Annotated in this window: 25 protein-coding genes; 17 read left to right on the top strand and 8 right to left on the bottom strand. The window is 60.5% G+C overall.

The features are described from left to right. Positions 1-31: 31 nt before the first annotated feature. Positions 32-784 carry an ArsR/SmtB family transcription factor gene (locus tag M1D89_RS17585; RefSeq protein ID WP_091467577.1) on the bottom strand — a complete coding sequence of 251 codons (753 nt, stop codon included), beginning with the start codon at positions 782-784 and terminating at the stop codon, positions 32-34. 466 nt (positions 785-1,250) lie between these two features. Between M1D89_RS17585 and M1D89_RS17580 the strand changes: the two genes are divergently transcribed. From M1D89_RS17580 to M1D89_RS17560, 5 genes are all read left to right on the top strand, one after another. Continuing rightward, entirely contained in the window at positions 1,251-3,299 is a 2,049-nt protein-coding gene (locus tag M1D89_RS17580; protein WP_498645458.1) for a beta-galactosidase, read from the top strand. A gap of 10 nt (positions 3,300-3,309) precedes the next feature. Next, the gene (locus M1D89_RS17575; protein ID WP_498645456.1) at positions 3,310-4,290 is read left to right on the top strand and encodes an ABC transporter permease; all 981 of its coding nucleotides are present in this window, start codon (positions 3,310-3,312) and stop codon (positions 4,288-4,290) included. 68 nt (positions 4,291-4,358) lie between these two features. Then, positions 4,359-5,228 (top strand): carbohydrate ABC transporter permease, encoded by an 870-nt coding sequence (locus tag M1D89_RS17570; protein ID WP_498650984.1) that lies wholly within the window; start codon positions 4,359-4,361, stop codon positions 5,226-5,228. A gap of 5 nt (positions 5,229-5,233) precedes the next feature. Continuing rightward, positions 5,234-6,898: an ABC transporter substrate-binding protein gene (locus tag M1D89_RS17565; RefSeq protein WP_498645454.1), complete on the top strand. Its 1,665-nt coding sequence runs from the start codon at positions 5,234-5,236 to the stop codon at positions 6,896-6,898. 6 nt (positions 6,899-6,904) lie between these two features. After that, positions 6,905-7,615: a YesL family protein gene (locus tag M1D89_RS17560; RefSeq protein ID WP_498645452.1), complete on the top strand. Its 711-nt coding sequence runs from the start codon at positions 6,905-6,907 to the stop codon at positions 7,613-7,615. A gap of 24 nt (positions 7,616-7,639) precedes the next feature. Here the strand turns inward: M1D89_RS17560 and M1D89_RS17555 are convergent, their stop codons facing one another. Both M1D89_RS17555 and M1D89_RS17550 read right to left on the bottom strand, forming a co-directional pair. Further along, entirely contained in the window at positions 7,640-8,134 is a 495-nt protein-coding gene (locus tag M1D89_RS17555) for a DinB family protein (RefSeq protein ID WP_498645451.1), read from the bottom strand. Continuing rightward, on the bottom strand, positions 8,131-8,562 hold the full coding sequence (locus tag M1D89_RS17550; RefSeq protein ID WP_498645449.1) for a VOC family protein: 432 nt from the start codon (positions 8,560-8,562) through the stop codon (positions 8,131-8,133). The genes M1D89_RS17555 and M1D89_RS17550 overlap by 4 nt, the downstream gene beginning before the upstream one ends. Before the next feature lie 142 nt (positions 8,563-8,704). On the opposite strand from M1D89_RS17550, the gene M1D89_RS17545 reads away from it, so the two are divergent. Together M1D89_RS17545 and M1D89_RS17540 are read left to right on the top strand one after the other, a co-directional pair. Continuing rightward, the gene (locus M1D89_RS17545) at positions 8,705-9,196 is read left to right on the top strand and encodes a hypothetical protein (protein ID WP_498645447.1); all 492 of its coding nucleotides are present in this window, start codon (positions 8,705-8,707) and stop codon (positions 9,194-9,196) included. Positions 9,197-9,251: 55 nt separating this feature from the next. Beyond that, positions 9,252-9,941 carry a hypothetical protein gene (locus tag M1D89_RS17540; RefSeq protein WP_498645445.1) on the top strand — a complete coding sequence of 230 codons (690 nt, stop codon included), beginning with the start codon at positions 9,252-9,254 and terminating at the stop codon, positions 9,939-9,941. 115 nt (positions 9,942-10,056) lie between these two features. Here M1D89_RS17540 and M1D89_RS17535 read toward each other — a convergent pair whose 3' ends face one another. Both M1D89_RS17535 and M1D89_RS17530 read right to left on the bottom strand, forming a co-directional pair. Next, entirely contained in the window at positions 10,057-10,557 is a 501-nt protein-coding gene (locus M1D89_RS17535) for a GNAT family N-acetyltransferase (protein WP_498645443.1), read from the bottom strand. Positions 10,558-10,682: 125 nt separating this feature from the next. Next, on the bottom strand, positions 10,683-13,037 hold the full coding sequence (locus tag M1D89_RS17530; protein WP_498645441.1) for a glycoside hydrolase family 3 N-terminal domain-containing protein: 2,355 nt from the start codon (positions 13,035-13,037) through the stop codon (positions 10,683-10,685). Between the two features lie 196 nt (positions 13,038-13,233). On the opposite strand from M1D89_RS17530, the gene M1D89_RS17525 reads away from it, so the two are divergent. Genes M1D89_RS17525 through M1D89_RS17510 form a run of 4 tightly spaced genes read left to right on the top strand, consistent with a single transcriptional unit; the run spans position 13,234 to position 17,119 of the window. Further along, positions 13,234-14,340, top strand: coding sequence for a Gfo/Idh/MocA family protein (locus tag M1D89_RS17525; RefSeq protein WP_498645439.1), 1,107 nt, complete (start codon positions 13,234-13,236; stop codon positions 14,338-14,340). A 26-nt stretch (positions 14,341-14,366) separates the two neighbouring features. After that, positions 14,367-15,329, top strand: coding sequence for a DUF6807 domain-containing protein (locus M1D89_RS17520; protein WP_498645436.1), 963 nt, complete (start codon positions 14,367-14,369; stop codon positions 15,327-15,329). Beyond that, a complete protein-coding gene (locus M1D89_RS17515) occupies positions 15,316-16,077 on the top strand; it encodes a cupin domain-containing protein (protein WP_498645433.1) in 762 nt (253 codons plus the stop codon). Before M1D89_RS17520 ends, M1D89_RS17515 begins: the two co-directional genes overlap by 14 nt. A gap of 22 nt (positions 16,078-16,099) precedes the next feature. Beyond that, a complete protein-coding gene (locus M1D89_RS17510; protein ID WP_498645431.1) occupies positions 16,100-17,119 on the top strand; it encodes a LacI family DNA-binding transcriptional regulator in 1,020 nt (339 codons plus the stop codon). 9 nt (positions 17,120-17,128) lie between these two features. Here M1D89_RS17510 and M1D89_RS17505 read toward each other — a convergent pair whose 3' ends face one another. Beyond that, a complete protein-coding gene (locus tag M1D89_RS17505) occupies positions 17,129-17,563 on the bottom strand; it encodes a hypothetical protein (protein ID WP_498645429.1) in 435 nt (144 codons plus the stop codon). A 268-nt stretch (positions 17,564-17,831) separates the two neighbouring features. Here M1D89_RS17505 and M1D89_RS17500 point away from each other — a divergent pair, with 268 nt between their 5' ends. The 3 genes from M1D89_RS17500 to M1D89_RS17490 all read left to right on the top strand — a co-directional run bounded on the left by M1D89_RS17500 (position 17,832) and on the right by M1D89_RS17490 (position 21,685). Next, positions 17,832-18,569 (top strand): GAF and ANTAR domain-containing protein, encoded by a 738-nt coding sequence (locus M1D89_RS17500; protein WP_498645427.1) that lies wholly within the window; start codon positions 17,832-17,834, stop codon positions 18,567-18,569. A 284-nt stretch (positions 18,570-18,853) separates the two neighbouring features. Then, positions 18,854-20,242 carry a hypothetical protein gene (locus M1D89_RS17495; RefSeq protein ID WP_498645425.1) on the top strand — a complete coding sequence of 463 codons (1,389 nt, stop codon included), beginning with the start codon at positions 18,854-18,856 and terminating at the stop codon, positions 20,240-20,242. A 78-nt stretch (positions 20,243-20,320) separates the two neighbouring features. Then, positions 20,321-21,685 carry an MFS transporter gene (locus M1D89_RS17490; protein WP_498645423.1) on the top strand — a complete coding sequence of 455 codons (1,365 nt, stop codon included), beginning with the start codon at positions 20,321-20,323 and terminating at the stop codon, positions 21,683-21,685. A 95-nt stretch (positions 21,686-21,780) separates the two neighbouring features. Here M1D89_RS17490 and M1D89_RS17485 read toward each other — a convergent pair whose 3' ends face one another. Further along, positions 21,781-21,993, bottom strand: a complete 213-nt coding sequence (locus M1D89_RS17485; RefSeq protein ID WP_309073779.1) for a metallothionein — start codon at positions 21,991-21,993, stop codon at positions 21,781-21,783. Between the two features lie 178 nt (positions 21,994-22,171). On the opposite strand from M1D89_RS17485, the gene M1D89_RS17480 reads away from it, so the two are divergent. Genes M1D89_RS17480 through M1D89_RS17470 form a run of 3 tightly spaced genes read left to right on the top strand, consistent with a single transcriptional unit; the run spans position 22,172 to position 24,685 of the window. After that, entirely contained in the window at positions 22,172-23,167 is a 996-nt protein-coding gene (locus M1D89_RS17480; RefSeq protein ID WP_498645421.1) for an NADP-dependent oxidoreductase, read from the top strand. A gap of 32 nt (positions 23,168-23,199) precedes the next feature. Further along, on the top strand, positions 23,200-24,054 hold the full coding sequence (locus tag M1D89_RS17475) for an alpha/beta fold hydrolase (RefSeq protein WP_498645419.1): 855 nt from the start codon (positions 23,200-23,202) through the stop codon (positions 24,052-24,054). 28 nt (positions 24,055-24,082) lie between these two features. After that, positions 24,083-24,685, top strand: coding sequence for a TetR/AcrR family transcriptional regulator (locus M1D89_RS17470; RefSeq protein WP_498645417.1), 603 nt, complete (start codon positions 24,083-24,085; stop codon positions 24,683-24,685). A gap of 31 nt (positions 24,686-24,716) precedes the next feature. Here M1D89_RS17470 and M1D89_RS17465 read toward each other — a convergent pair whose 3' ends face one another. Continuing rightward, positions 24,717-25,904, bottom strand: coding sequence for a TerC/Alx family metal homeostasis membrane protein (locus M1D89_RS17465; protein ID WP_498645415.1), 1,188 nt, complete (start codon positions 25,902-25,904; stop codon positions 24,717-24,719). Between the last annotated feature and the right edge of the window lie 15 nt (positions 25,905-25,919).

Raw genomic sequence — 25,919 nt, 5'->3', positions numbered from 1 at the left:
CGTCCTCTTTTAAGCCGTGGTCCTCGAGTAGCTACGCGTACATGAGCGAGCCGGGTGTGGTGAGGGTTTCGCCGGTTTCCAGCCAGGTCTTGAGGCCCGAGAGGATCATGGGCCAGCCGCCGTACAGTTGGTCGTTGGCACCTTCGCGGAGCTGATCGTGCGTCACAGTGAGGTGGCAGGAATCGCCGACGGGCTCAATTTCCCACGTGATCCGCGACGTTCCCTCGGCCTTCACATCCTCGCCCCAGAGGGCACGCATGGTTTGGACGAGCCGGCGTGGGGGATCCACCTCGATGTTCTCGCCCTCGCCGAGCGGCGCGTCCGCCTTGACGTTGTGCATCTCGAAGCGGCTGCCCGGAGTCCAGTCCGAGGTGAAGGTGTTTCCGAACTGGTATTTGCTGCGGATCTCGCTATTGGTGATGGCTTCCCAGAGCCGCTCCGGGGTGGTCTTGATGTAAATTTCGAAGATCTTTTCCATGGGACTTTCCAATCTGGATTTGAGGTCGCTGAGGGCAGCGGCCCATGGTTCTGCGTATTTGCTCACCCAGCGATCGTGGATGAGGCGGATGGGAACCGGATTCAGGAAGTGCAGCTTTTCACGTCCCCGACGGCGGGTGACCACCAAGCCCGCATCCTCCAACAACTTGAGGTGCTTGGCGATGCCGAAACGGGTCATCTCGAACCGGGCCCCCAAGGCAGAGGCAGACTGACCGTCCTCGCGGAACAGCTCATCCAGGAGTTCCCTGCGGGTCGGGTCTGCCAAGGCCTTGAACACTACGTCCATGGGCTCAGAATAGGTGACCAATTGGTCACGTGTCAATGAGTTTCCGGCCGGGGTCCGCTCTGTCAGGTGCTCCTGCCCCGCCAGCGTGCAGTGAGGTCGCGGCATCGCTGCGAGTTCGCCGGTCCGGCCCAGCGATCCTGTCCACTTCCCGCGATTCCTATGCTCTTCCGGCGATCTGGCTGAGATCGGGCAGCTTGCAGAGTCACCCCGAAATCAGTTTCCGATAGTTTCCATAAATCATCGGAAACTTACTTGATCAATGGTTCCTTTACGCGCGTCACGAGTGCGATCTACTGCTCCGAAACACAGCATATCCCAAGGGCTACGTGCGAATTTAGCAGTTTGTAGGTTATTCACGAGTTTCCGATACTCACCTGTTGTTATTGCGTAAAGTTTACGATAGTTTCTCTCTGTGATGTGCGTCGCACTGTTGTTCAGGGCGACGAAGGCCGAGTGAAGGACAACGATGACCATCCACCCTGAGGACGCGCGGACCGCTGAGGCGCGGCTGCAGCAACTGCATCAACGATTAGGCGGGATCGCCTACGGCGGGGATTACAACCCCGAGCAATGGCCCTGCGACGTATGGCTCGAGGATGCCAAACTCATGCAGCAAGCAGGAGTGAACTTGGTTACCTTGGCGGTGTTTTCATGGAGCCGTTTGGAAACCAGTGATGGTGTCTTCGACTTCGGCTGGCTGGATGACGTCATGAACCTCATGCATGAGCATGGCATTGGTGTGGACCTGGCCACGCCCGATGCCGTTCCGCCCGCATGGCTGGTTGAGCAGCACCCGGACATGATGCCGGAACGAGCGGACGGCAGCATCTTCGGCTTCGGGTCCCGCCAGCACTTCGACGTTTCCCATCCTGTGTATCGGGCCAAGTCACTGGCTTTGGCGGAGAAGATGGGGGAGCGTTACGCCAATCATCCTGCCCTCCGCATGTGGCATGTTGGCAACGAATACGGGCCCGTGTCCTACGGTCCTTGGGCTGAGAAAGCTTTCCGCGAGTGGCTGCAGCGGAAGTACTCGTCGCTGGATGAGCTGAACGAGGCCTGGAGCACCGCTGTTTGGGGCCAGCTCTACTCCGATTGGAACCAGGTGCGGGTCCCCGCCCAGCCCCGTACGTGGTCCAACCCCTCGCGCCGCTTGGACTTTCATCGCTTCACCTCGGACAGCATGCTGGAGCACTTCACCGCGGAGCGGGACATTCTCCGGCGGCATAGCCCGGACCTGCCGATCGTCACCAACTTCATGCGCTTCTACAAGACCAACGACTACTGGGCCTGGGCGGCTGAAGAAGACGCCGCCGCACTGGATATCTACCCGGACCCACGCGAAAAAGACGCGCACATTGCTGCTGCCTTGAATTTCGACCTCATGCGCTCGCTGCGCAACGGCCAGCCATGGATGGTGATGGAGCAAGCTACAGGAGCGGTCAGCCAATGGTCCGTCAACGTGTCCAAGCTTCCCGGCAAGATGCGCCTGGGTTCGTACCAGGCCATTGCCCAGGGCGCCGACTCGATCCTTTTCTTCCAATGGCGGCAGGCAAAGGGCGGGACGGAGCGCTACCACTCGGCCATGGTGAACCACGCTGGTCCCAACACCCGGATCTTCCGTGAGGTGTGTGAGTTGGGCCAGGAACTCAGGGCGTTGGGGGATCTGACCGGGACTCGGTCCAAGGCTCAGGTGGCCATCGTGTTCGACTGGGACTGCTGGTGGGCATTGGAGCTGGGCAACTCTCCCCGGTCCGACCTGAACTATGCGCAGGAAGTCCTGCGCTTCTACCGACCACTCTTCGACGCCAACATCACCGTTGATTTTGTCAGCGCGAACAGCGACCTTTCCGGATACAGCCTGGTGATCATGCCGGCGTCGTATCTCCTCACGGACGACGCTGCGCGGCGCTTCGAGACCTACGTCGCCGACGGCGGACGGCTGGTGGTTTCGTACCTCTCAGGCATCGTCGATCAGAACAACACCATCCGCTTGGGCGGCTACCCCGGGGCGTTGAGGAACGTCCTTGGCGCATGGAGCGAGGAGATGCATCCGCTCGCGGGGGAAAGTGAGCAAGTAAAACTTTCAACACCCGACGGCGGGACCTCCTCTGCGAGCTACTGGACTGAGCATCTGCACACCGAAACGGCGGAGGTCCTGGCCAGCTACTCATCAGGTCGCTTGTCAGGAACTCCTGCTGTCACGCGCAATTCTTTTGGGCTTGGCACCGCGCTGTACTTGTCGGCACGAGTTGACGACGGACTGCTTGGCCAGTTCCTCGACGACGAACTCCTCGCCGCCGGTGTCGAACCGGAACTGAAGACGCCTGCGGGAGTCCAGGTCCGCCGTCGTGCCGGTACCAACAAAAGTTTCCTCATGGTGCTCAACCACAACGACGCACCGTCCAGTGTGAATGTCCTCGACGGCGGCACCGACCGCATCAGCGGACGGGCGGTTCAGGGGTCGGTTGAGCTCCCTGCCAATGGCGTCCTGATCCTCGAAGAAGCAGCAGGATAGGAGGGGAATCATGGCACTACGAGTGGATGTTCCTCCCAAAATTGTCCCGAAGGCTGAGCCCGGTAAGGCGAAGAAACGGCGCGACAAGCCCGGCAGTTGGAAGTTGGCATTCAAACGCGACTGGCGCTTATACACGCTGTTGGCGCTGCCGTTGCTTTACTTGCTGATTTTCCGGTATCTGCCGATGGCCGGAAACGTGATCGCGTTCCGCCAGTTTCAGCCTGGTGGGAGTATTTTCGGCGAGAAATGGGTGGGCCTCAAATACATCACCCTGTTCATCAACGATCCCAGCTTCTGGCAGGCCTTTCAGAACACCATCATCCTGGGTGTCCTGACCCTGGTGTTCTGCTTCCCGATGCCCATCATCTTCGCGCTGATGCTCAACGAACTCAGATCCCAAAAGTTCAAGAAGTTCGTGCAAACCGTGGCCTACCTGCCGCACTTCATGTCAGTGGTGATCATCGCCGGCATGATCCTGCAGAACTTCTCCATGACCGGAACCGTGAACCAGATCGCGGAATCGCTCTTCGGAACCACCGTGAACTTCACGCAGGATCCCGGCTGGTTCCGGCCCATGTACATCAGCTCCGAAGTGTGGCAGACCATGGGTTGGGGCGCCATTCTCTACCTCGCCGCCCTGACTCGCGTGGATGAGTCCTTGTACGAGGCGGCAAGGATCGATGGTGCCAACCGCTGGCAGCAAACCTGGCATGTGACCCTTCCCGCCATCAGGCCAACGATTATCACGCTGCTCATCCTGAACATCGGCACATTCATGGCGGTGGGCTTCGAGAAGATCCTCCTCATCTACAACCCGCTCAACTACGCGACCTCAGATGTCATCTCCACCTACCTGTACCGGGTGGGTTTGGAATCCAGCAACTTCAGCTACGCGGCCGCCATCGGAATGTTCGAATCCGTCATTGGCCTCACGCTGATCCTCTCAGCGAACGCTATTTCCAAGCGCGTCGCAGGAACGAGCCTGTGGTGAACAAGACAGCGACCAAGACTCCCTCTACGTTGCCTGCAGCTTCCGGCGATGGTGTCCTCCTCAAAGACATGAAGGTCTCCGTTGGCATGCGGGTGTTTCGTGCCCTCAACCTGGTGTTCCTGCTGCTCGTGGTGTTCTTGACGGCATACCCGTTCCTGAACATCATTGCCCAATCATTCTCCAGCGAAGGCTTCATCAACGCCGGTCAGGTCAACCTGTTCCCCATGGGGTTCAACACCGAAACGTACAAGCTGATCCTGGCCGACTCCACATTCTGGAACAACTACGGGAACACCGTGCTGTACACGGTGGTAGCGACGGCCATATCCATGGTGCTGACGACGTCCTTCGCGTACGCAATCGCCAAGAAAGAACTCAAAGGCCGCAGCGTTTTCATTGGGCTGGCAGTGTTCACCATGTTCTTCAACGGCGGACTCATTCCCAACTATGTGCTCATCAGTTCGCTTGGTATGCGGGACACCATCTGGGCCGTGGTGCTGCCGAACGCCATCAGCGTCTTCAACCTGCTCATTATGAAGTCGTTCTTCGAGAACATGCCCCGTGAGTTGGAGGAAGCAGCGTCCATTGACGGGCTCACCCAGTACGGGGTTCTGTTCAGGGTTGTCCTGCCGCTGAGCAAGGCAATCGTGGCCACCATGGTGCTGTTTTACGCGGTGGCCAACTGGAATTCCTGGTTCCAGGCCTTCCTCTATCTGGACAACCCGGATCTCTTTCCGGTCACCATCTACCTGCGCAACATGATCGCCGGAGTCACCACAGCGGGCTCAGCCGGCGGCACAGCGGAGAACGTCGGCCAGATCGCCGCGAACATCCAGTCGGTCACCATCGTCCTGACCGTCATCCCCATCCTTTGTATCTACCCGTTCGTCCAGAAGTACTTCTTCTCGGGCGTGATGCTCGGTTCCGTCAAGGAATAACCCTTATGAAAGGACATCCAATGATCCACAAACCTGAGTTCCGAACACGAGAGTTCCGTAGGCGCGACTTCCTTGGACTTGCGTCCGTGGTGACCATCGGCTTGATGATGACCAGTTGCGACTCTGACACCAGCGAGAAAGTAGACACCACCAAATCCCGCAATGGTGCGATGGACAGCTTCGGCGTAGGTGACACTTTCAAGGCGACGGTGCCTTTGACGTTCACGTTCCTTTTCTCTGACCAGCCCACCTACCCATACAAGAAGGACTGGCTGCTGTTTACCAAGATGGCCAGCGATAACAACGTCACGCTGGAACCCACCATCGTTCCCAACAGTGATTACGAGCAGAAGCGCAGCTTGCTCATCAGCTCCGGCAGTGCCCCGGAAATCATCGCGAAAACATACCCCGGGCAGGAAGCAGCGTTTGTTTCCGCCGGTGCGGTGCTGCCAGTCAGTGACTACGTGGACCTGATGCCGCACTTTCAGGAGAAGGTGAAGAAATGGAAGCTCGAGCCCGAGATTGAAGCACTCACTCAGGAAGACGGTAAGTACTACGTCCTTCCAGGCCTGCACGAGGAACTGTGGCCGGACTACTCGCTTTGCTTCCGAAAGGACATCCTGAAGAAGGAAGGGCTTTCCGAGCCCACCACCTGGGACGAATTCCGCGAAGTGCTGCGGTCGCTCAAGAAGTCTTATCCCGACGTCGTGCCCTTTTCGGACCGCTTCAAAGGCGACTGCGTCCTCAATGTTGCCGCCCCTTCCTTTGGAACTGTTGCCGGGTGGGGACTGGTGGATGGGCTGCAGTTTGATGAAGACAAGAAGGAGTTCGGCTTCGCAGCCGGCACGGGCGAGTTCAAGGAAGTGGTGACCTACTTCAACTCTTTGGTTTCCGAAGGATTGATGGACCCCGAGAGCTTTACGCAGACCGACGATGCTGCCATTCAGAAGTTTGTGTCCGGCAAGTCCTTTGTGATCAGTGCCAATTCGCAGAACGTCATCACCTACCGCACCTCAATGGAGCAGTCCGTGGGGAAAGGCAACTTCGAGATCGGCAAAATAACGGTTCCCGGAGGTCCCGCAGGAGACATCATCGGCGGGACCCGGCTGGAGAACGGCCTCATGCTGAACTCGTCCGTGAAGGACAAAGACAGCTTTGTGGCGCTCATCCAATACATCGACTGGTTGTTCTACAGCGACGCCGGTCAGGAATTCAGTAAGTGGGGTGTGGAAGGAACTACGTTCACCAAGTCAGGCGGCAAGCGACAACTTGCGGCCGACATCAACTTCCAAGGGCTCAACCCAGCCGGCACCAAGGACCTGCGGGTGGACTATGGGTTCGCAGGTGGCAACTTCGCCTACGGAGGCGCCACGGAGCTGCTGCACTCCACGTTCAATGACGAAGAACTCGCCTTCCAGAAGGCCATGAAGTCCAAGAAGCCGCGCCCGGTTGCACCTCCGGTGCCGTTCAACGATGTCGACCGCGAACAAGCCACGTTGGCGCTCACCCCGCTCAAGGACCACGTCAAACAGAACACGCTGAAGTTCATTACGGGGCAGCGCAACCTCAGCGAGTTCGACGCCTACGTGAAGGAATTAGACAGCAAGGGCCAGACCAAGTACGTCGACCTGGCGAACAAGGCCTACAAGGCTTACGCGGACAAGAAGTAGTTACAGGTGGCAGCGAAGAAGGCTGAATACGGCTCCGGGCCGCTCTTCAAAGCGGCAGGCACGGCGTACGGAGTAATGGTGGGCAGCGCTTTGCTGGTGCTGGCCAACGTGTTGGTGGTTCTCCTTCCTCTGCTGCTCGGGCTAAGTGGTATTTCAGCACTGCTGGGCTTTGTGCTGCTTGGGCCCTCTGTTGTGGCTTCGTGCTACGCCTTCAACAGGCTCCTGGCAGGCGAGGACAGCGGAGTTTTCCACGACTTTCTCAGGTCGTATCGGCGAAACTTCGGCCAAGCACTAGTGGTGTGGCTGCCGTACTTGCTGTTGCTGGGCATAATCGCGTTGAACCTTGCTGTGCTGCCTGGAGGAGTGGCCGATCCTGCGCAGATCGCTGCACGAATAGGACTGGTGGGGTTCGCGCTCATGGTCGGCGCCGCCGCCATCAACGCGATGCTCCTCCTGTCCCGCTTCACCTTCCGCGTGAGGGACGTATACCGATTGTCCCTCTACAGTCTGGCCGCGCAGAGGAGGGTGTCGTTCGGGAATGCCGGGATCCTCTTTGTCACCGCATTCGTTTTGATGATGACCACGGCCTGGCTGATCGTGTTTGTCTGTGGATTGTTGATTTACCTGCTCTGCCTCAACTCCCGATCATTGCTCAAGGTGATCGAGGAGAAGTTCACCGTGGGCGAACCTTGTCCGTACCTAGCCCGACAGCAATAGGAGCATCATTATTAGAGCGAGCGGTTACCGGGTGATCTGCTCACGCAGGATATCGGCGTGACCGCAGTGCTGTGCGAGCTCGCGGAGCATGTGCAGGTACACCCATCTGAGGGGCAGCGGACCGCGTCGGTTGCCCAGCACCAGGTCATCGAGTCCAAGGGGAGCGGCCGCCCGTCTGGAGGCTTCGCACGCCTCTCGATGCGCTGCCTGAATACTGGCAATGGTGTCTTCGTCGTCCAGAATGAACGACTCGTCAGGCGTGGCCGGGATGCCAATCTCGCTCCGCGGCCGAGAAGTGATGGCTTCGTCGAACCACACCTTCTCCACAAAGGTCACGTGTTTCACCAAACCCAGAAGTGTTGTTCGGGAAGACACCAAAGAGCGCCGCGCTTGCTCCTCCGTGAGCCCGTCCAAGCACTCATTGAGGGCTCTGCGGTGCTCGTCCAGAAAGGCGTCGAACTGCATTCGGGGATCGAGCTGGATGGCATCTTCAGCCAAGGTCGGCGGTGTGGCACTCATCCGAAAACCACTGTGCCGTCGTCGTTTATGCCCCAACCGGGGTTGTGCGCGATTTCCCAAACAATCCCATTCGGGTCCTTCACGTGACCGTGGAAGATGCCGCCAAACGCCCCGCATTGGGCGGGTTTCACCACAGTGGCACCGGCCGCTGCCAGGGCGTCGATGGTGCTGGACACCTCAGCACGGCTGCCGACGTTGTGTGAAAGTGTCACGCCGCTGACACCTGGCGTTGAGGCTGGTGCGCCGAGGTCCTGATCGAACTTTTCGGCGTCAAAGAGGCCGAGCATCAGTCCGGGCGCAACTTGGAAGAAAAGGATCTCGCCGGGAACATCCATGGTCGGATCCCAACCGAGCCCGTCCTTGTAGAAGGCTCGCGCGGCGTCGAGGTCCTTTGTGGCGAACGTAAGAAAATGCAGTCGCTGGTCCATACGGGAATCGTAGCGGTAAGGTACGACGGCGATAGCCGGCTATGGCCCTGACGGCAGACCCGCTCAGGTGCTCCTGCAACAATCCGGTGGTCATTCATGGGAATCAGGAACCTCAGTCGTCCACCGTGGCAACAATGGGGACATGAGTTCTTCTGCACGCCTGACCCTGCGTCGGCTTCAACGCGCGGCCCTGCCGATATCGACGGCGATGTTGGTGACCTTGGCTTCTGCAGGTTGCGGTCCCTCCGCAGGCGGGGCCCCGCCGTGTTTGCCGCCGGAACATAGCGTCAGTCCGTCCTCGGCGAAACCGGGTGAGTCAGTGACTGTTTCTGCACCGGATGCCAAGTGCGATCCCCGATACGGTGACGACGCGCGGATCAGTATCGTCTTCATTGACGCGGCTGGGGTAGAGGTACTCAACTCGACAGCACCCATGGCGGATGCCGGCGGGTTCACCTTCACGGTGGAAGTCCCTTTGAACTCCGCCCCAGGCGTCATGGCTGTGAATGCCATGCCCCATGGCGTCGATTGGTGTGACGACACAGGCAAGAACAACCGGGTTGGGCGGGGCGAGCCTCCACTCGAGAGGGCATCCTGCGTCCTCCCCACGAAGCCCCTCAACGTCACCAACTAGTCCGATTTGCCGGGTCCTGTTGAGGCCCGGTCAAAGCTGATGGGAGGATGGACCAGTGGAACCCCTCTTCGACTTCCTTGGCAGTTACTGGTGGCTCATTTTTCCTATCGGCGGGATGGCTGGTGGCTGGGCAAGGTCGTGGTCCAAGGCCAGCGAGGAGCGGCACCGGCGCAAGGTTGAGTTGCTCAAATTACGGAACCAACTGGCGGTCCATGAGGAAGCCAATCAAGCAGAGGTGGTCTCGTTGATGGCCGCACATGACTCCGTGAACCACCGATGGCTGGAGTACGAGCTCGACGTAGGCAACCTCATTGATTTCCCGCTCATGACGGACGTCCGCGAACCCCTTACAGTCGCGTTCCTCAGGGCAAAAAAAGAAGCCGACGGCTTACGCCCCGCAGCAGCGGAGGACATTACGACGCCGGCGCGCTTGGCTGAGTATCGAGCAGCTGTCCACAGCTTTGAACTCGCTTTCGACGTTGCCGAACGGGAAGCCAGGCGCATCAAGGACGGCAACTTCAGCGGCCCGGAACGGCAGCGATTGGCTACGGCAAGAAAGCTGCTCCGCATTGCTGAAGACACCGCAGCAACCCCCGCCGAACGTCAAACGGCGTACAAGCGTGCACGTAAGGAACTCGATGGCCTGATCGTCCTCCCTGAGGCAACCGTCGCCGCGCTTGAAAGCAAGATCATCAGCATGCTGGACACCCGCAAGGACCCCGATACGGACGTCCGGTTCGCTTGAGGCTCTGATGGTGTGGCTTCCTGACCCTCTTTGAACCCGCGACGCGGGCCATTCAACCGATATAGGGTGCTTTCCAAGCTCTCAGGATCCAAAGCGGGTGGGCAAGGCACAGCCGCTAACCAAACTCGACACCCATCACCGTCCGCACCAACTCCGCGCCCCGATCGTCCTCAAGCTGCCGCATTCCTAGCCGCTCAGCCACTCGGCGCGAGGCTACGTTGTCCGGGTGGATAATCGCCACTAGGCGACCAACCCTGAGAACATCCCGCACAAGTTCCAGGCATGCTAAGGCCGCCTCCGTTGCATAACCCCGGCCCTGCAGATCCCGGCGAACGTGGTAACCGACTTCGAGCTCGGACCGCCCGTTGACTTGTTGCCACGTCAGCCCGCAGTCGCCGACGAACCCGCCGTCGTGCGTTTCCACAATCCACAACCCAAAACCGTCGCGAGCGTAATTCGTCTGGTTCCACTCAATCCACGCCGCTGCTTCATCCCTCGTTTTGGGAGCCGGGTAGTACGTCATCACTGCAGGGTCGCCGAGCATCGAGCTCATCTCGTCCAGGTCATCGAGTGTCATCTCGCGAAAGCGGAGGCGGGCTGTCGGGTGGGGAAGCATCTCCGAAGCCTAGCTGCAGCAGAGCGGTGCCTTCACCACCTTCTTTGAAATAAGCAGGGCATCAAATCAACCATAAACGGCTGAATTAGAGCCCCTAGGAATCCAAAGGGGGTGGCGACGCCACGCTATCCCTGCCGCACCTTCGCCGGAGTCAACATTTCGCGTTCGAACCCCACAATGCGTCGAGGCCCATGCAGGATCACCTCATGGGAAGCGGCGTCGGACGTGCTGGACGTGGAAACGTGCAGCTTCACTAGCCCGGGAGTCACGACGCGCTGAAGGTCCAACCCCGTGAAGGACGTGCGGTCCGCGTGAACCACAAAATCCACGACGGCGGACGCGCCGGCGTCCAGTTCGACGCGGGCGTAGCCGATCAACTCGCGGACCGGGCGAACCACTTCACCCACCGGATCCTCCAAGTAAAGTTGAACGATCTCGGCGCCGCCACGGGTCCCGGTGTTCGTGACCGTACAGCTGACGGTGACCGAGTCCGACGTCGACATTGTGGGTGCGCTGCATTGGTGACCGGTCAACTCAAATGTCGTAAAGGACAATCCGTGCCCGAAAGCGAACAGTGGCGAGGGGTCCAGCGCACTGACCCCGCTGGGTCCTGCGAGCTTGGAATGTAGGTAGGTACCGGGTTGACCGCCGGGGGAGCGCGGAACGGATACGGGCAGCTTGCCGGATGGATTGACGACGCCGGTGAGCAGGTCCCAGAGTGCCTCGCCGCCTTCTTCGCCGGGGAAGAACCCCTGGACAATAGCGTCGGCACGGTCAATGAAGTCGCCCAAGGCATAGGGTCGTCCGCTGAGCACCACCACCACGGCTCGTGTCCCGGACGCCTCGCATGCGGAGAGAACACCGTCCAGCATCCGATGCTGGTCGCCGGGAAGGCGGAGGTCGGCGGCGTCGTTTCCCTCGCCCGAGGTGCCACGGCCAAACAGTCCGGCGTTGTCCCCGACTACCACCACACACGTGTCCACGGAGGATGCTATCCGGCACGCTTCGGCGATCTGCTCGTCGGTGGCAGCTTCGCAATTACCGGTGACGGAGGTGAGCACACTCCTGAACCGTTCAGCTGCAACAGCCGCAACCGAAGGAACAGATATACCCATGGGCACCTCCGGGTGCGACGCACCAACATGGGCGTCGAAGGAGTAGCAGCCCAGCATCGCGAAGGGGTCCTCGGCCAACGGTCCCACAACGCCCAGCGAACCGTTCGAAACCACATCGAGGGGCAGCGCCGGAGTACCCATGAACTCCCGATTGCTCAACAGCACCAGGGACTGAGCGGCCAACTGCCGCGCCAACGCCCGGTTCTCCGCAGGATCCAGCTCAATTCCATTCACACCGGCCAACACCGGGGGAACGGCGGAAAAGTCCGGCGACAACAACCCAGCCTCGGCCTTCTGCGTGAGGACCCGGCGCAGTGCATCGTCAACCACCGACTCGTCCAGGGCACCCTCGCGGATGCGACGAAGCAGCGGCTCACCGAAACAATTGACGGTAGGAAGTTCAACGTCGACGCCGGCCCGCAATGCCAGCACAGCAGCGTCACCGGAGTTTGCGGCTACTCCGTGCGTGATGTCCAGGAAGGCAACGCCGAAGTAGTCGGCCACCACCGTACCGCCGAAGCCCCAGTCCTCACGAAGCAGCCCGGTCAGAAGGGTGCGATTCGCGGCGGCCGGTACGCCGTCGACGTCGGTATAGGCGTGCATTACCGAACGCGCACCGCCGTGACGGATCGCCATTTCAAACGGCGGGAGCATCACGTCGGCGATTTCACGGGGGCCCATGGAGACGGGAGCGTGGTTGCGGCCGGCTTGGGATGCTGAGTAGCCCACGAAGTGTTTGAGCGTGGACACGATTCCGGCGGATTCCAGGCCTTGGACGTAGGCAGTTGCAACCGTCCCTACCAAGTACGGGTCCTCGCCGATGGTTTCCTCCACGCGGCCCCAACGGAGATCACGCACAACATCGAGCACGGGAGCCAAACCTTGGTGAACGCCCAAGGTCCGCATGCTGGTCCCGATCCGTGAAGCCATCTCCCGCACCAAGGCCGGGTTGAACGTAGCACCCCACGCGAGCGGTACGGGGAAAGCCGTCGCCTTCCATGCGGCCAGACCGGCCAGGCATTCTTCGTGGACCTGTGCCGGTATCCCAAAACGGGACGCGGCCATGATCTGTTCCTGGGCGGCGGCGAGGCGGCGGGCGCCTTCTGAAGGCTCCAAGGGAACAGTCCCGTACATGCGGGTGATCTGCCCGAGACCGTTGGCGATGATGTCCTCCCAGGAACGCGTGTCACCGGCCATTTGGCTTTGTAGCGGAGCCGCGGAATCGCCGTCAGTGGAGGCGTTGACCCACACTCCCACCAGCTGCGCGAGCTTTTCCTCGAGGGTCATCTCACGGATGAGGTGCTCGACGATGTCTGATGCGGGTTTACGGGCAAGTGCTTGCTGATCGGCGGCGCCGGTGCTCACAGGCTTCTCCTTGGATGCTGAAGATGATTTTTAGAAACTATCAGAAACTTTGAATTAGTTTCTAGGGCCAAAATATGTTGATTTATCAGAACAATATCCCTAGCGTTGAGTGATCGATCAAAGATGCAGCGCGACAGATTGCCGCTCATAATCAGAAACTTTCGGACATGATCAATGAAGACTTGGAGAAACTCAGATGCAGAAGTACAGAGTGGCCATCGTGGGCACAGGCGGGATCGCGGCAGTGCACGCATCAAACCTGGCCCGCACAGACAACCGGGCCGAGCTGGTGGCCGCATGCGACGTTGACGACGCACGACTCCAAGCCTTCGCCGAAGAGCACGGAATAGAAGGCCGCTACCAGAGCCTCACGGAGTTGCTGGCTGAGTCCAAGCCGGACGTCGTGCACCTCTGCACGCCGCCCATGATGCACATCGACCAAGCGATCGAGTGCCTTGAGGCCGGGGTGCACGCCCTTTCCGAGAAGCCCCCAGCCCTCAGTTTGGCCGACTTCGACCGCCTCAATAAAGCGGAGGCGAAGGGTGGCGCGCAGTTCTCTTGCGTGTTCCAGCACCGCTTCGGCGACGCGTCGGCTGCGGCGCGGAACTTGATCGGCGGCAGCGACTTTGGGCGTCCGCTCGTGGCCCGCTGCGACACCCTCTGGTACCGCCCCGACGAGTACTTTGAGCTCCCATGGCGTGGCACTTGGGCGGCAGAGGGCGGCGGGCCGACCATGGGGCACGGCATCCACCAATTCGATCTTCTCCTCCACCTGCTCGGCCCATGGGAAGAGGTCAACGCCATCGCCTCGCGCCAGGCCCGTGCCACGTCAACCGAGGACTTCTCCGCCGCGCTGGTCCGCTTCGAAAATGGCGCCGCTGCCACCGTGATCAACTCGCTGCTCTCACCGCGGGAAACCTCAGACATCCGCATCGACTGCGAATTCGCCACGATCGAACTCAGCCACCTCTACGGCTACAGCACCAAGGACTGGACCATCACCGCGGCACCCGGGCACGAGGACGCTGTTTCGCGCATCTGGACCGGGCAGCCGTTGGAGCGGGGAAGCGGACACTCCGCCCAGTTCCTCGCCATGTATGACGCGCTCGACGCCGGACTGCCGCTCCCAGCCGGCGCGGATTCAGCACGGCAAACACTGGAGTTCGCTGCCGCGATTTACGCCTCGGCGTTCACCGGACAGTCCGTGCGACGCGGAGACATCGTCCCCGGTCACCCTTTCTACGAAGGCATGGACGGCGAGGGTCAAGGCACCCGCGTCCTGGCCACTACAGCCCGCGCCTAGAACCTTCACTCAACGGAGAGAGCCCCATGACAAAAGCACCTGAATCCACCTTGACCGAGACCCTCAGCTACACCGACGACGGCCGCTCCCTGACCTTCACTGTCGGAAACCAGGACATCGCCAGCTACACCTACCTCCCCAGCGATGACCAGTACGAGAGCCCCCGCCCGTATTTCCACCCGTTAACCACCCTGGAAGGGGACGACGTCACCATTTCCCGGCCGTGGGACCACGTATGGCACAAAGGTCTTTCCTGGGCGCTGCCCAACGTCGGCGAGCACAACTTCTGGGGCGGAGCCACGTACACCCGGGAAACCGGCTACGCCAACCTGGACAACAACGGGGCCATGAAACACGAGGCGTTCACCAGCATCGAAGACTCGGAGACCTCAGTTATGGCGGCGGAAACGCTGCTCTGGACAGCCCAGCCGCACGAGGCCGGACAGGAAGCTGAACCCCTGATCAGGGAGCAGCGTCGCTTCGCCATCCAACTCCTGCCCGCCGAAAACGTGTGGACGCTTCTTTTCGAAACCACCATGGACAACGTCTCCGGCGGACAGATCGACATTGGCAGCCCCACCACGGAAGGCCGCGACAACGCAGGCTATGGAGGGTTGTTCTGGCGCGGCCCCCGATCCTTCACCGGCGGTAAGTTCCAATCAGCAAACGGAACCGGTGCGGACGATTTCATGGGCACACGCTCACCCTGGATCGCGTTCACCGGCCAGCATGACGTCACGTGCCGAAAGTCCAGCATCCTGTTCGTCGAGGACCAAGCCAACCCGGGCGCCTCCAACCAATGGTTCGCCCGCTCCTCCATGTTCGCCTGCCTCGGCTCGGCCCCGTTCTTCAGCGAGGTGGTCCCGTTGAAGGTGAGCGAACCACTCACATACCGGTACGCCGTCGTGATCGCAGATGGCGCGCTTGAGGACGAGCGAGCCGCCGCACTCGCCGACGCCGCAAAGTCCGCGCTGAATGCCTGGGCCTGAGATGTGCAACTCTTTCCCGGGTGCCACAGCGGTGTCCGAGGTCAGTATCTATGACTGGCCCGGCTTGGACGGCGCGGCCGGCGGCTCCCCGCATATGCATACGGCGTCGACGGAGGCTTATGTGGTGCAGCAAGGGTTTGGCCGCTTGGAGTCGCTGGATTCGCGGGGCTTTACCTCTACATCGCTGGCGCCGGGGACTGTTGTCTGGTTTACGCCCGGCACCATCCACCGCGCCATCAATGACAGTGGCGACCTCAGGGTGCTCGTCATTATGCAGAATGCCGGGTTGCCGGAGAATGGTGACGCCGTCCTGACCTTCCCGGCGGAGCATCTGGTGGACGTCGACGCTTACTCGCGCGCCGCGACTCTGAAGTCAAGAGACGCCGACGGCGGTGACGTGGCAGCCGAGGCGGCTGCGCGCCGTCGTCGTGATCTGGCGTTGGAGGGGTATTTGGAGCTGAAGGCTGCCGTGTTGGAATCGGGAGTCGCGGCACTGACTGATTTCCACGCCGCAGCGGCACGGTTGGTGAGCGCCAAGACTGCAAATTGGCGTGACCTTCTCATGGGGGGAGCGGAGCGGCAGGCCGTCGTGACGGGGCAGCAGTTGGATTCTCTCGGGTCATTGGAAAGTTTCTACTTGCAGGAGGCGAGGACTACGATGGGCGAACGGAAAACCCGCAGGATCTACGGCATGTGCGGCCGGATTCAGGCGTGGGAACTTTCCGAAACTGTTATCGCCGGGACATAGATTCCGGCTGGAAGTGGGGACCATGGTGGCCAAGCAGGATTCAGGGCGGGCAACGATCAGTGAGATCGCGCGGGAGGCCGGGGTGTCCGTGCCCACGGTTTCCAAAGTCCTCAATGGCCACGCCCACGTCGCCGCGGCTACCCGCGCCAAAGTTGAAGAAATTATTGCCAAGCGCGACTACGCCCGCCGACCTGCCAAGCGCAGCAAGAAGGCTGGGCTCATTGACTTGGTGTTTCCCGGAATGGGCTCGGAGTGGGCGTGCGAGATCATCGAGGGCGTGGAACGCGTGGCCCAGGAGGCCGGTTACGGGACCGTGGTCAGCAGCCTGTCGTTGGACGGTTCGCGGATCCGTCCATGGCTGGCCAACCTGGCGGAGCGCAAGTCCGACGGCGTGTTACTTGCCGTTTACGAACTGGACTCCAAGCAGATCCAGCGCATCAAATCCCTCGGCATTCCCGTGATCCTGATCGATCCTGTGGGGCAGCCGGGGCCGGACCTCATGACTGTTGGCGCTGCGAACTGGGACGGTGCATTCTCGGCCACCGAACACCTGCTGAAGCTCGGTCACACCCGAATAGGCATGATTGGCGGCCGTGAGGATCTGCAGTGCAGCAGTGCCCGAGAGGATGGGTACGTGGCTGCTTTGCGGCGAGGGGGAATCGAGGCCGATCCTGCGCTCATGGTGCCGGGCGACTTCTCCACTGAGTCCGGCGCGCGGGGAACCGAAGCCTTGCTGGCGCTAAAGAACCGGCCCACCGCAATCTTCACCGGCAACGACGCTCAGGCCCTCGGCGCGTATCGGGCGGCCCGATCCGCTGGACTTCGCATTCCGGAGGATCTCTCCATTATCGGCTTTGACGATATCCCGGCCGCCGAGTGGATCGAGCCCGGCCTCACTACCATCCGCCAGCCAGTGGTCCAGATGGCTGAAACTGCCATGCGCGCACTCCTTCGCCACCTGGAAGGTGACGAGGAGTTGCCGCAGCGGATTGAACTGGGAACGGAACTGGTGGTGAGGGGCTCGACTGCAGCGGCTTCCTAGCGCTGTTCCTTAGCCGCGGCCCATGCTCGTCGACGGGTCGCCGCCACCTTCTGAGGGGTCGGCGCGTAGGTCATCAGGGTCGCCGCTCGGCAAACCCGCCGGGCCTGACACGTCGCCGGAGCCTGAAGAAACGTCAGCGTCAGTTTCGGCGTCCTGGCGAGTCCCGCCGTCGTGCGTGCCGCCGTGGTGCGTGCCAGTGTCGTTCGCGCCAGCGTCGCGGTGCCTTGGCGCGTCACCTGTCGCGGTGCGGCTCCGCTGGGTGTCATTCGGAGAGAGGTCCTCATCCATGGCGTTGGAGCCTTCGCTGATGGAGGAGTGGACCTGGATGTCGTCGTCTTTGTCGCCCGGCTCGGGGACATGCCCGTCGTCGACAGGGTCGGAGGTGCCTGCCAGATCTTCCATCGCGTTTTCGGTGGCCTTGCGGATGCTGTCTTCTACGCCCATCAGAACGACTCCTTTGCACGAATGGTCCGTATTCCGGATCTCGGATTGCATTAGTAAGCCTACTTACTTCCGTGAGCATACGAAACCCTTCCCGGGGTTGACAAACGCCTCTTCGCCACTCATGTATCCGCAGGTCAAGCCCACTCGGGCCGCACTTTGTACCGGTGATCGTTGGAGGATAAGGTATTGCCAGACCGTTTTGCAGAGGGCGGCAATATTCGCTCCTTTGCTGTCTGCTGGGGACGCATTTCAGTCAGTAGGAACGTGCATGGTCAACCCCCGCCCTGAGCAGGAAGCTCTCCAGAATGGATACTTTTTGGATCTAGTCCTGGGCAGCGAAGATGTCGAAGCTTTTCTCGGCGATCTCGCGGCTTTCTCCGCCGAAAGCCTCTCGCACCCGGAAACACCCGTCTTTTGTGGCATCACTGTATTGCGTCGTAAGAAGTCGGCCACCGCAGCCAGCAGTGATGATCGCGCCAGAGCGATGGATGAGCTCCAAAACGACTTTGATGGCCCTTGCCTCACCGCCATGGACAAGCTCACCGCCGTAATGGTGCGCGATCTTCTTCGGGAGCACCGTTGGCCGGAGTATGTGCAGGCTGCCTCGCATTCAGGCCTGCGGTCCATCCTCAGCGTCCCACTCTTGGTGGAAGGCGATACACGTGCTGCGTTGAACCTTTACTCGGAGCAGCCGGATGCCTTCAGCGATGACGATATTGAGCGGGCTGAAGTTTTTGCGTCCCACGCCTCAAAGTCGTTGCGGCTCGCCCTGAAGATCGCGCAGCTCAGTGATGCCCGGAACGATCTCGCAGCGGCCATGCAGTCCCGCACGGTGATCGACCTTGCCGTAGGGGCAATCATGGCGCAGAACCATTGCAGCCAGGACGAGGCCTTCACCATCCTCCGCACCGCGTCCAGCAACCGCAACATCAAGCTGCGGCATTTGGCGAAGTCGATCATCTCTGCAGTCTCGTCGGGGAAGATCACCACGCACTTCGAGGAGTAAGCAAATTTTGCTGGATCATCGCTGCGCCCACGCCGGGGCACCCTCCCACCGCGGGCATGTGTGCGTGAGCGTTCCGCGATGATTCATTAAGAGTTCACCGCCGAAACACGCCTTAAGACACCAGCTTCTCGTGGCCTGGGGAGCACGGCGTAGCTGATTGAGAATTACGAGACTGCCCTACTGTAAATGGCGGGGAGCGGAGGGTTCTTGTGCGCCGGGTTCCCCGGTGTTCTAATGCGGGTATCACTGCCGTTTTGGACCGCATATCCCGGAGGCGACGGGCCATGTTTGAAGACTTCTTTGGAGACCTGGAAAAGGAATTCGAAGACAGGGTGGTGGGTGCAGTAGTGGACGTAGGCTTTGACGCCATGGGAGTCGGGCCGAAGAGAGACCCCAAACCAGCCCTGGACCTGAAGCCTGTTCTGGATTCTTTGACTACGATCATGGACCAGGGTTCCCAGCTCATCGAAGTCCTTCAACGTCCTACTGAGACGGCTGGCAACGAACTGTGTCAGCGGGCCGCAACGGCCCTGTCCCATGGCTGGTTTGACGATTCCCTTCGTGACGCTTTGGCCAGTGTTGAAAAGTATCCGTACAGGGCTACGCCGTATCTCATTGGCGCGCTGGCAGCCTTCCGGCTGGGGGATCTTCCCCACGCGATGAGACTTCTTGTTGCATGTGTGAAGTACTCAGCGAATGGCGAGCGGGAGGTCGGTGCGGTTGCAGCCTTGCTTGGCGCCGGCCTGGCAAAAATCGCTGAACTGCCGCAGTTCAGCATCAGCCTGCTGCAGTTGGCGGATCGGATTACGGAGCGGTCATGTCCACCCGTCGTCGCGGCCCTTGCTGCCATGACGTCGGACCCGTCCAGAGAGGACCAGCTTGTCCAATTGTGGTGGGCTGCCGAGGGTGGCGGAGCTAAGGAACAGGTAGCCGCCGGATGGAGTGGAAAAATTACTGCTTTTCCCTCTGCGGAAACCACACCCTATTCAAGTGCCGGAGTGACTTTCCGGGCGGGTGCTGCGGCCATTGCCGGTGCCGTTGCCCAATTATCCGGAGCCAGAGACAGGCTCCTGATCCAGCTGGGTCACTTGGAAAGTGCCGTTGGGCAAACTTTGCCGGCCAATGACGCCCTTGATTCTGTTCTGAAGTACCGGTATGGCATCAGGACTCCGCTGTACTCCAACCACACGCTCAAGAAGACTTTGCTGGCCCTCATACAGTTCGATAATCCAAACAATAAGTCGGATCGCCTGTTCATGTTTGGCGGGGCGAAAGATATCGACGAGCTCCGCCGCTCGTTGGGTATCATCCGGCTCGGCGCCCATTTGCTGATGGACCTCGTCAACCTTGGTATGGAGTCCCCCCAGACACTGACCAAACTGGTGAGCGATTGGCCGTCGTTGGGCTTACCTTCCCAGCAACTCCTCTACAAGTTGTGTAGTCCTGCCGCGGCTTCCACATGGCCGGGTTCACACCAAGAGTCGGGGCGAGTCCTGCAATCCCACTCACGGTACCTGGAAGTTTGGGCCGGGCTCATCGAAGCAACCCGGCAGGACAACATCGACGCTGTGAGTACAGCGACCAAGAGCTATCAGGTTCTCACTGGCTCTTTGCCTGAACTCCGTCTGGTTACCTTGCCTGCGAATCCGTGGTTGCCGAATCTTGAGAGCTGAGACAAGAAGCAGTAGCTCGAAGTCCGCCCAGCGAACCTGTTTCGTGACCCGAAGCAACCATGGAGCAGACTTAGACGGGTGACCGCCAATAAACCCCACCCCGGCCTTGCGATCGCCGCGCTGAGCCTCGGGACGGCACTGAACCCGTTGAACTCGTCCATGATTGCTGTGGCGCTGGTGGTTCTGCGGGAGCATTTCGAGCTCGACGTCGCCACTGTCACTTGGGTGATCACGTCGTTCTATCTCGCGTCCGCGGCGGGCCAGCCTCTCATGGGCCGGCTGGCCGACCGTTTCGGTCCGCGCCGACTGTTCATGTTTGGCATGGCGTTGGTTGCGGTCACGTGCGCCATCGCACCGTTCCTGCCCAACTTCGCGTTGGTCTGCGTGGCCCGCGCGCTCATGGCTGTAGGGACCGCGACGGCGTACCCGTCCGCCGTCGTGATGGTCACCGAGTTGAGCCGGCTGGCTAACCTGCCGTCCACGCGTCCGTTGGGCCGGATCCAGATGGCGAACACGTCGGCTGCGGCTGTGGGCCCCGTGGTGGGCGGGCTCTTGGTGAGTTTGGTGGGGTGGCAGGCGTTGTTCGCGATCAATGTGCCCATCGCCTTGTTGGCAATGATCGTGGTGTACAAGGTGGCACCGGTGGATTCCGGGCGCGAGACCGGCAAGCTCGGGCAGCTAATCCGCGATTCCGACATCCCCGGCATCCTCGCGTTCGTCACTTCGCTGATGCTGGCCATGATGGCGCTGCTCAACGTGATGCCCGGATACCGCTGGTATCTGCTGGGCGCCGCCACGGTGATCGGCGCGCTGTTCGCCTGGCGCGAGCTGCGTTTCCAGCCGCCGTTCCTGGACCTTCGCTTGCTGGGCCGGAACCGTCCGCTGCTACTGGTCTACCTGCTGTTCGTCGTGTTCAGCGGCGTCTACTACTTTGCGTTCTTCGGGCTTCCGCAGTTGCTGCAGGAGGCGGGGAATTACGACGCCGGTGTGGTGGGCCTGCTGATGCTGCCCCTTGCGGCGTTGTCGGTTGTGGTGACGCCACTGACCGTGCGGCTTATTGAGCGGTTCGGCGTGCGTTCCGTACTGATCACCGGGGTGTTGATCCTGACCATTGCGGCCGGCACGCTCGGGTTCCTCACCATGACCCTGTGGGCTCCGCTGGTGTTCGTACTGACCGCATTGATGGGGGTGCCGTATGGCGTGGTGAGCACCGCTTCCAACCAAGGCCTTTACGTTTCCGCCCGCCCCGAAGAAAGGGGAGTGGCCGCCGGGATCTTCCAGACGTGCCGTTACCTTGGGGCCATCACCGCGACTGTACTGATCGGCGTGCTCTATGGCCCCGGCGTGAATCAGGCGAACTGGGGGATTATGGTCCTGGTGATGCTTGGCCTCAGTGCTGTGGTGCTGGCGCTGGCCGTGATGTGGCGGAAGCCCGCGGTATAACGCCCCGAGCTTTCTTGCGGGTGTAGCTCGCGCGCCGGTGTACATTACTCGCGCGTGTAACTTACGCGCCGGTGTGGCCTACGCGCCGGTGTGGCCTATGCGCCGGTGTGCTGCGCGCAGTGCTCGCAGCAGAACATGCCGCGTTCGTTTTCCACGCCGTGACCCAGAATGCGACAGCCGCAGTGTCCGCAGTTGGGGGCCATGGCGTGTATGGCGCATTCGAAGCTGTCGTAGGTGCCGGTTCGCTCGCCTTGGGTGATGGTGAAGGTCTTGTCGTAATCGTTGCCACATGTATCGCAGGTTGCCATGGTGGAGCTCCATTTCGAAGAGGCGGACCCGGCTCCCGCTGGAGGTGGGAGCCGGGATGTTCTTAACCTAAGCATGCTTACTATTCCTCATCAAGATGCTGTCGAAAGTGATCCCTTGACGAAATAACTGAGTCTGCTCATAATTGAGTTAAGTCAGTAATCGCTCAAGGGAGTTTCAGTGAAAGCCTTCGTCCTCACGCAGTACAAGCAGCCGTTGCGGCAGATCGATGTGCCTGAGCCCGTGCTCGGAGACCACGATGTGTTGGTGGAAGTGAAAGCTGCCGGCCTGAATCAGTTGGACGAGAAGATCCGGCTGGGTGAGTTCAAGCGGATCCTCCCTTACAAGTTGCCGCAGGTTCTTGGTCACGACGTCGCAGGCGCGGTTCTCCAGGTCGGGGCGAAGGTTCGGTCCTTCAAGCCCGGCGACGAAGTATTCGCCCGTCCCGGAAATGACAGCATCGGGACGTTCTCCGAGCGCATTGCCGTAGCCGAGGAAGACCTGGCCATCAAGCCGGCAACCATCAGCATGGACGAGGCCGGATCGCTTCCACTGGTGGCGTTGACTGCCTGGCAGGCGTTGGTTGAGCGGGGCTTGGTGCGACCGGGCCAAAAGGTACTCATCCATGCCGGTGCCGGGGGAGTAGGCTCCATCGCTATCCAGCTCGCCAAGTATCTCGGGGCCACGGTGGCTACAACGGTCAGTGCGGGAAATAAGGACTTCGCCCGGGAACTCGGCGCGGATGTGGTGATCGACTACCGGAGCGAGGACTTCGCGGAAATCGTCCACGACTATGACCTCGTCCTGGACAGCCTCGGTGGCGAGAACCTCGAGCGATCCCTGACAGTCCTGAAGCCCGGTGGAAAAGTCATCGGCATCGCCGGGCCTCCGGACGCCGGCTTCGCTCGCCAAATAGGTGCGAACGCGCTGTTGCGGGGTGCCATGACCCTGATGAGTTCAGGTGTGCGCCGCAAAGCCAAGTGCCTTGGCGTCACCTATGAGTTTCTTTTCATGCAGGCCAGCGGCAAGCAGCTGAGGGAGATTGCGGGACTCATCGATGCCGGAGACATCAAGCCGGTAGTAGGACGGGTGGTTCCGTTTGATCAGACCTCCGATGTCCTGGCAGCACTCGAAAAGGGCGGCATCCGCGGCAAGACCGTCGTCAGCCATTTCTAGCCAAAACCATTCGAAGCGACAGGACGGACACCATGAGCAGTGAACAACACAACCAGAGCAGATACTTCCAGGTGCCCGCGAAGACCGTGACGGCTAACGGCGTCAGCTACGCGTACCGCGAATTGGGGCCAAAAGGCGGTGTCCCGGTGGTTTTCCTCATCCACCTTGCGGGGACCATGGACAACTGGGATCCGCGCATCATCGATCCCATCGCGGAGAAACATCATGTGATCACGTTCAGTAATCGCGGGGTGGGCGCATCCACAGGGTCCGTTCCGGACAGCATTGAAAGCATGGCCGACGATGCCGCGAGCTTCATCAAAGCCCTCGGATATCAGAAGGTGGATCTCTTCGGCTTCTCACTCGGAGGCATGATCGCCCAGTCGCTAGTGGTCAAGCATCCCGGGCTGGTCCGCAAACTTGTGCTCGCCGGCACGGGTCCTGCCGGTGGAGAAGGAATCCAGAAAATCATTGGCACCACGTACTACGACATACTCCGGGGCACCTTGACCAGGCAGGACCCCAAGGAGTTCCTGTTCTTCAACCGCAATGCTGCCGGAAAAGCTGCGGCACGGGCTTTCATCGAGCGGCTGAAACAGCGCACCACCAACTGCGAGACGCCCATCAAGCTCCAGGCGTTCCAGACGCAACTGAAGGCCATTCGCCGGTGGGGACTGTCGCCGTCGGCCGATCTGGGCGCCATCACCCAGCCGACGCTGATCGCTAACGGTGACAACGACCGCATGGTGCCCTCGGTTCTTTCGAGCGACATGCACCGGCGGATTCCCGGGAGCGAGCTGGTTATCTATCCTGACTCAGGGCACGGCGGCATCTTCCAGTTCCATGACAAGTTCGTCCCTGTAGCCCTCGAATTCCTGGGCCGCTAATACGTCGGGCCGCTGATACGGTAGCTGAATGCAGCCTGCGCCCCAGACACTTGGCCGACGTGAGCGGAATAAGCAGGAAAAGCTTGACCGCATCACCGCGGCCGCACGAGAACTTTTCACCCAGTACGGAGTAGATGAGGTCACCACCCAGCAGGTGGCGGAGAAGGCCGACGTCGGATCGGGAACCTTATTCTTGTACGCCAAGACCAAGGCGGAGCTACTTCTCCTGGTGCACAACGTGAAATACGCCCAGGCCCTGGACTCGGGAATCGAAGCCGCCTCCACGGAAAGATCGGTGCTCGACGCCGTGATGGCCATCATTCGCCCCATCATTGAATGCAACCGCGTTCAGATCGAAAATGGCCGCACTTACCTGAGGGAAATCGTCTTCGGCGATCCTTCAGAGCCGCACCATGCAGAGGCGTTGTCGCTCACTATTCGCACTGAAGCCGCCATTGCAGAGATTTTTTCCCGGGATGAGCAGCTGGTGGCCCGTGATCCGGAGAAGCTGGCCCGGATCGTCTCGTCGATCATGTTCATCAGCATGACGTCATCAGCCAACGTCGGACACACGGACGCCCAGGTTGGCGACGAGATCCGGGATCAGATCAACGTGCTCCTGGGCGCCTGACTTGTAAGGGCTGGCCGCTTGCTGAGTTGGCTTAGCGGTTGAGGAACGCTTCGTGCTGGCGGTGCGCTTCGGCCACTTGCTCGCGGATCGTCTCCACGTCCTTGGCCTTGTTCCTGTACTTCAGGGGCATCTGTACGATCTGCGCTTCCTCAGCGGTCAACGCACGGTAGATACGCTCGCGCTCGTTGGCGTCGGCCGTGTAGTCGAGGTCGAGGTAATTGACGGCGTGACGGCGGGCGTTGTTGATAGCAGTCTGGGCCTTGCCGGCAGGGCTGAGGAGCGAGAGCACCACGGTGATGATCAGCGTACCGACGATGACACTCAGCGAGAGGCCGGTGGTGATTTCGATGACGTTGACGTGCTCGCCGTCGTTGATGAACGGCAGGTTGTTTTCGTGCAGGGCGTGCAGGATCAGCTTGACGCCGATGAACGCGAGGATCGCCGCCAGGCCGTAGGAGAGGTAGATGAGGCGATCCAGCAGGCCGTCGATGAGGAAGTAAAGCTGGCGCAGGCCCATCAGCGAGAAGGCCGTGGCTGTGAAGACGATGAAGACGTTTTGCGTCAGGCCGAAGATCGCCGGGATGGAGTCCAGGGCAAAGAGGATGTCCGTGCCGCCGATGGCCACCATCACCAGGAGCATGGGGGTAAGGGCCCGCTTGCCGTTGACCTCGGTGAAGAGCTTGTCGCCGTCGTACTTGTCCGTGGTGTGGAAGAACCTCTTGGCGAGCCGGATCATGAAGTTATTGGCTTGATCGTCGCCGTGGCCGTCGGGCTTGAGCAGGTTTCCTGCCGTCAGCAGCAGGATCAGGCCGAAGATGTAGAACACCCAGGCGAACGAGTTGATCAGCGCTGCGCCCAGGAAAATGAACCCTGTCCGGGCGATCAGGGAGAACACGATGCCAAAAAGCAGGACCTTCTGCTGATCTTCACGCGGTACCCGGAAGCTCGCCATGATGATCAGGAACACGAAGAGGTTGTCCACTGAGAGGGCCTTCTCCGTGATGTAGCCGGCGAAGTACTCCGACCCCATTTGGCCGCCGCCGAAGATCAACACCAAGATGCCGAAGACCACAGCCAGTCCCACGTAGATGGAGGACCAGACGGCCGCTTCCTTCAAGGTGGGGACGTGCGCCTTCCGGATGTGGAAGAAGTAGTCGAAGGCGAGCAGCGCCAGAATAACGACGATGGTGATGCCCCAAATGAGGGGAGAGACAGTCATATGATCCTGCTTTCG

Source organism: Arthrobacter sp. D3-18, assembly GCF_054408525.1.
Note: the sequence above shows the minus strand (reverse complement) of the source record. Positions and strands in the feature narration are given on the sequence as shown.

Coding starts and splice junctions, on each gene's coding strand:
- M1D89_RS17520 (WP_498645436.1), top strand. CDS start 14,367: ATGACAAAAGCACCTGAATCCACCTTGACCGAGACCCTCAGCTACACC.
- M1D89_RS17535 (WP_498645443.1), bottom strand. CDS start 10,557: ATGCTTCCCCACCCGACAGCCCGCCTCCGCTTTCGCGAGATGACACTC.
- M1D89_RS17515 (WP_498645433.1), top strand. CDS start 15,316: ATGCCTGGGCCTGAGATGTGCAACTCTTTCCCGGGTGCCACAGCGGTG.
- M1D89_RS17475 (WP_498645419.1), top strand. CDS start 23,200: ATGAGCAGTGAACAACACAACCAGAGCAGATACTTCCAGGTGCCCGCG.
- M1D89_RS17580 (WP_498645458.1), top strand. CDS start 1,251: ATGACCATCCACCCTGAGGACGCGCGGACCGCTGAGGCGCGGCTGCAG.
- M1D89_RS17565 (WP_498645454.1), top strand. CDS start 5,234: ATGAAAGGACATCCAATGATCCACAAACCTGAGTTCCGAACACGAGAG.
- M1D89_RS17570 (WP_498650984.1), top strand. CDS start 4,359: ATGAAGGTCTCCGTTGGCATGCGGGTGTTTCGTGCCCTCAACCTGGTG.
- M1D89_RS17465 (WP_498645415.1), bottom strand. CDS start 25,904: ATGACTGTCTCTCCCCTCATTTGGGGCATCACCATCGTCGTTATTCTG.
- M1D89_RS17555 (WP_498645451.1), bottom strand. CDS start 8,134: ATGAGTGCCACACCGCCGACCTTGGCTGAAGATGCCATCCAGCTCGAT.
- M1D89_RS17495 (WP_498645425.1), top strand. CDS start 18,854: ATGTTTGAAGACTTCTTTGGAGACCTGGAAAAGGAATTCGAAGACAGG.
- M1D89_RS17470 (WP_498645417.1), top strand. CDS start 24,083: ATGCAGCCTGCGCCCCAGACACTTGGCCGACGTGAGCGGAATAAGCAG.
- M1D89_RS17550 (WP_498645449.1), bottom strand. CDS start 8,562: ATGGACCAGCGACTGCATTTTCTTACGTTCGCCACAAAGGACCTCGAC.
- M1D89_RS17585 (WP_091467577.1), bottom strand. CDS start 784: ATGGACGTAGTGTTCAAGGCCTTGGCAGACCCGACCCGCAGGGAACTC.
- M1D89_RS17510 (WP_498645431.1), top strand. CDS start 16,100: ATGGTGGCCAAGCAGGATTCAGGGCGGGCAACGATCAGTGAGATCGCG.
- M1D89_RS17545 (WP_498645447.1), top strand. CDS start 8,705: ATGAGTTCTTCTGCACGCCTGACCCTGCGTCGGCTTCAACGCGCGGCC.
- M1D89_RS17505 (WP_498645429.1), bottom strand. CDS start 17,563: ATGGGCGTAGAAGACAGCATCCGCAAGGCCACCGAAAACGCGATGGAA.
- M1D89_RS17575 (WP_498645456.1), top strand. CDS start 3,310: ATGGCACTACGAGTGGATGTTCCTCCCAAAATTGTCCCGAAGGCTGAG.
- M1D89_RS17525 (WP_498645439.1), top strand. CDS start 13,234: ATGCAGAAGTACAGAGTGGCCATCGTGGGCACAGGCGGGATCGCGGCA.
- M1D89_RS17485 (WP_309073779.1), bottom strand. CDS start 21,993: ATGGCAACCTGCGATACATGTGGCAACGATTACGACAAGACCTTCACC.
- M1D89_RS17500 (WP_498645427.1), top strand. CDS start 17,832: ATGGTCAACCCCCGCCCTGAGCAGGAAGCTCTCCAGAATGGATACTTT.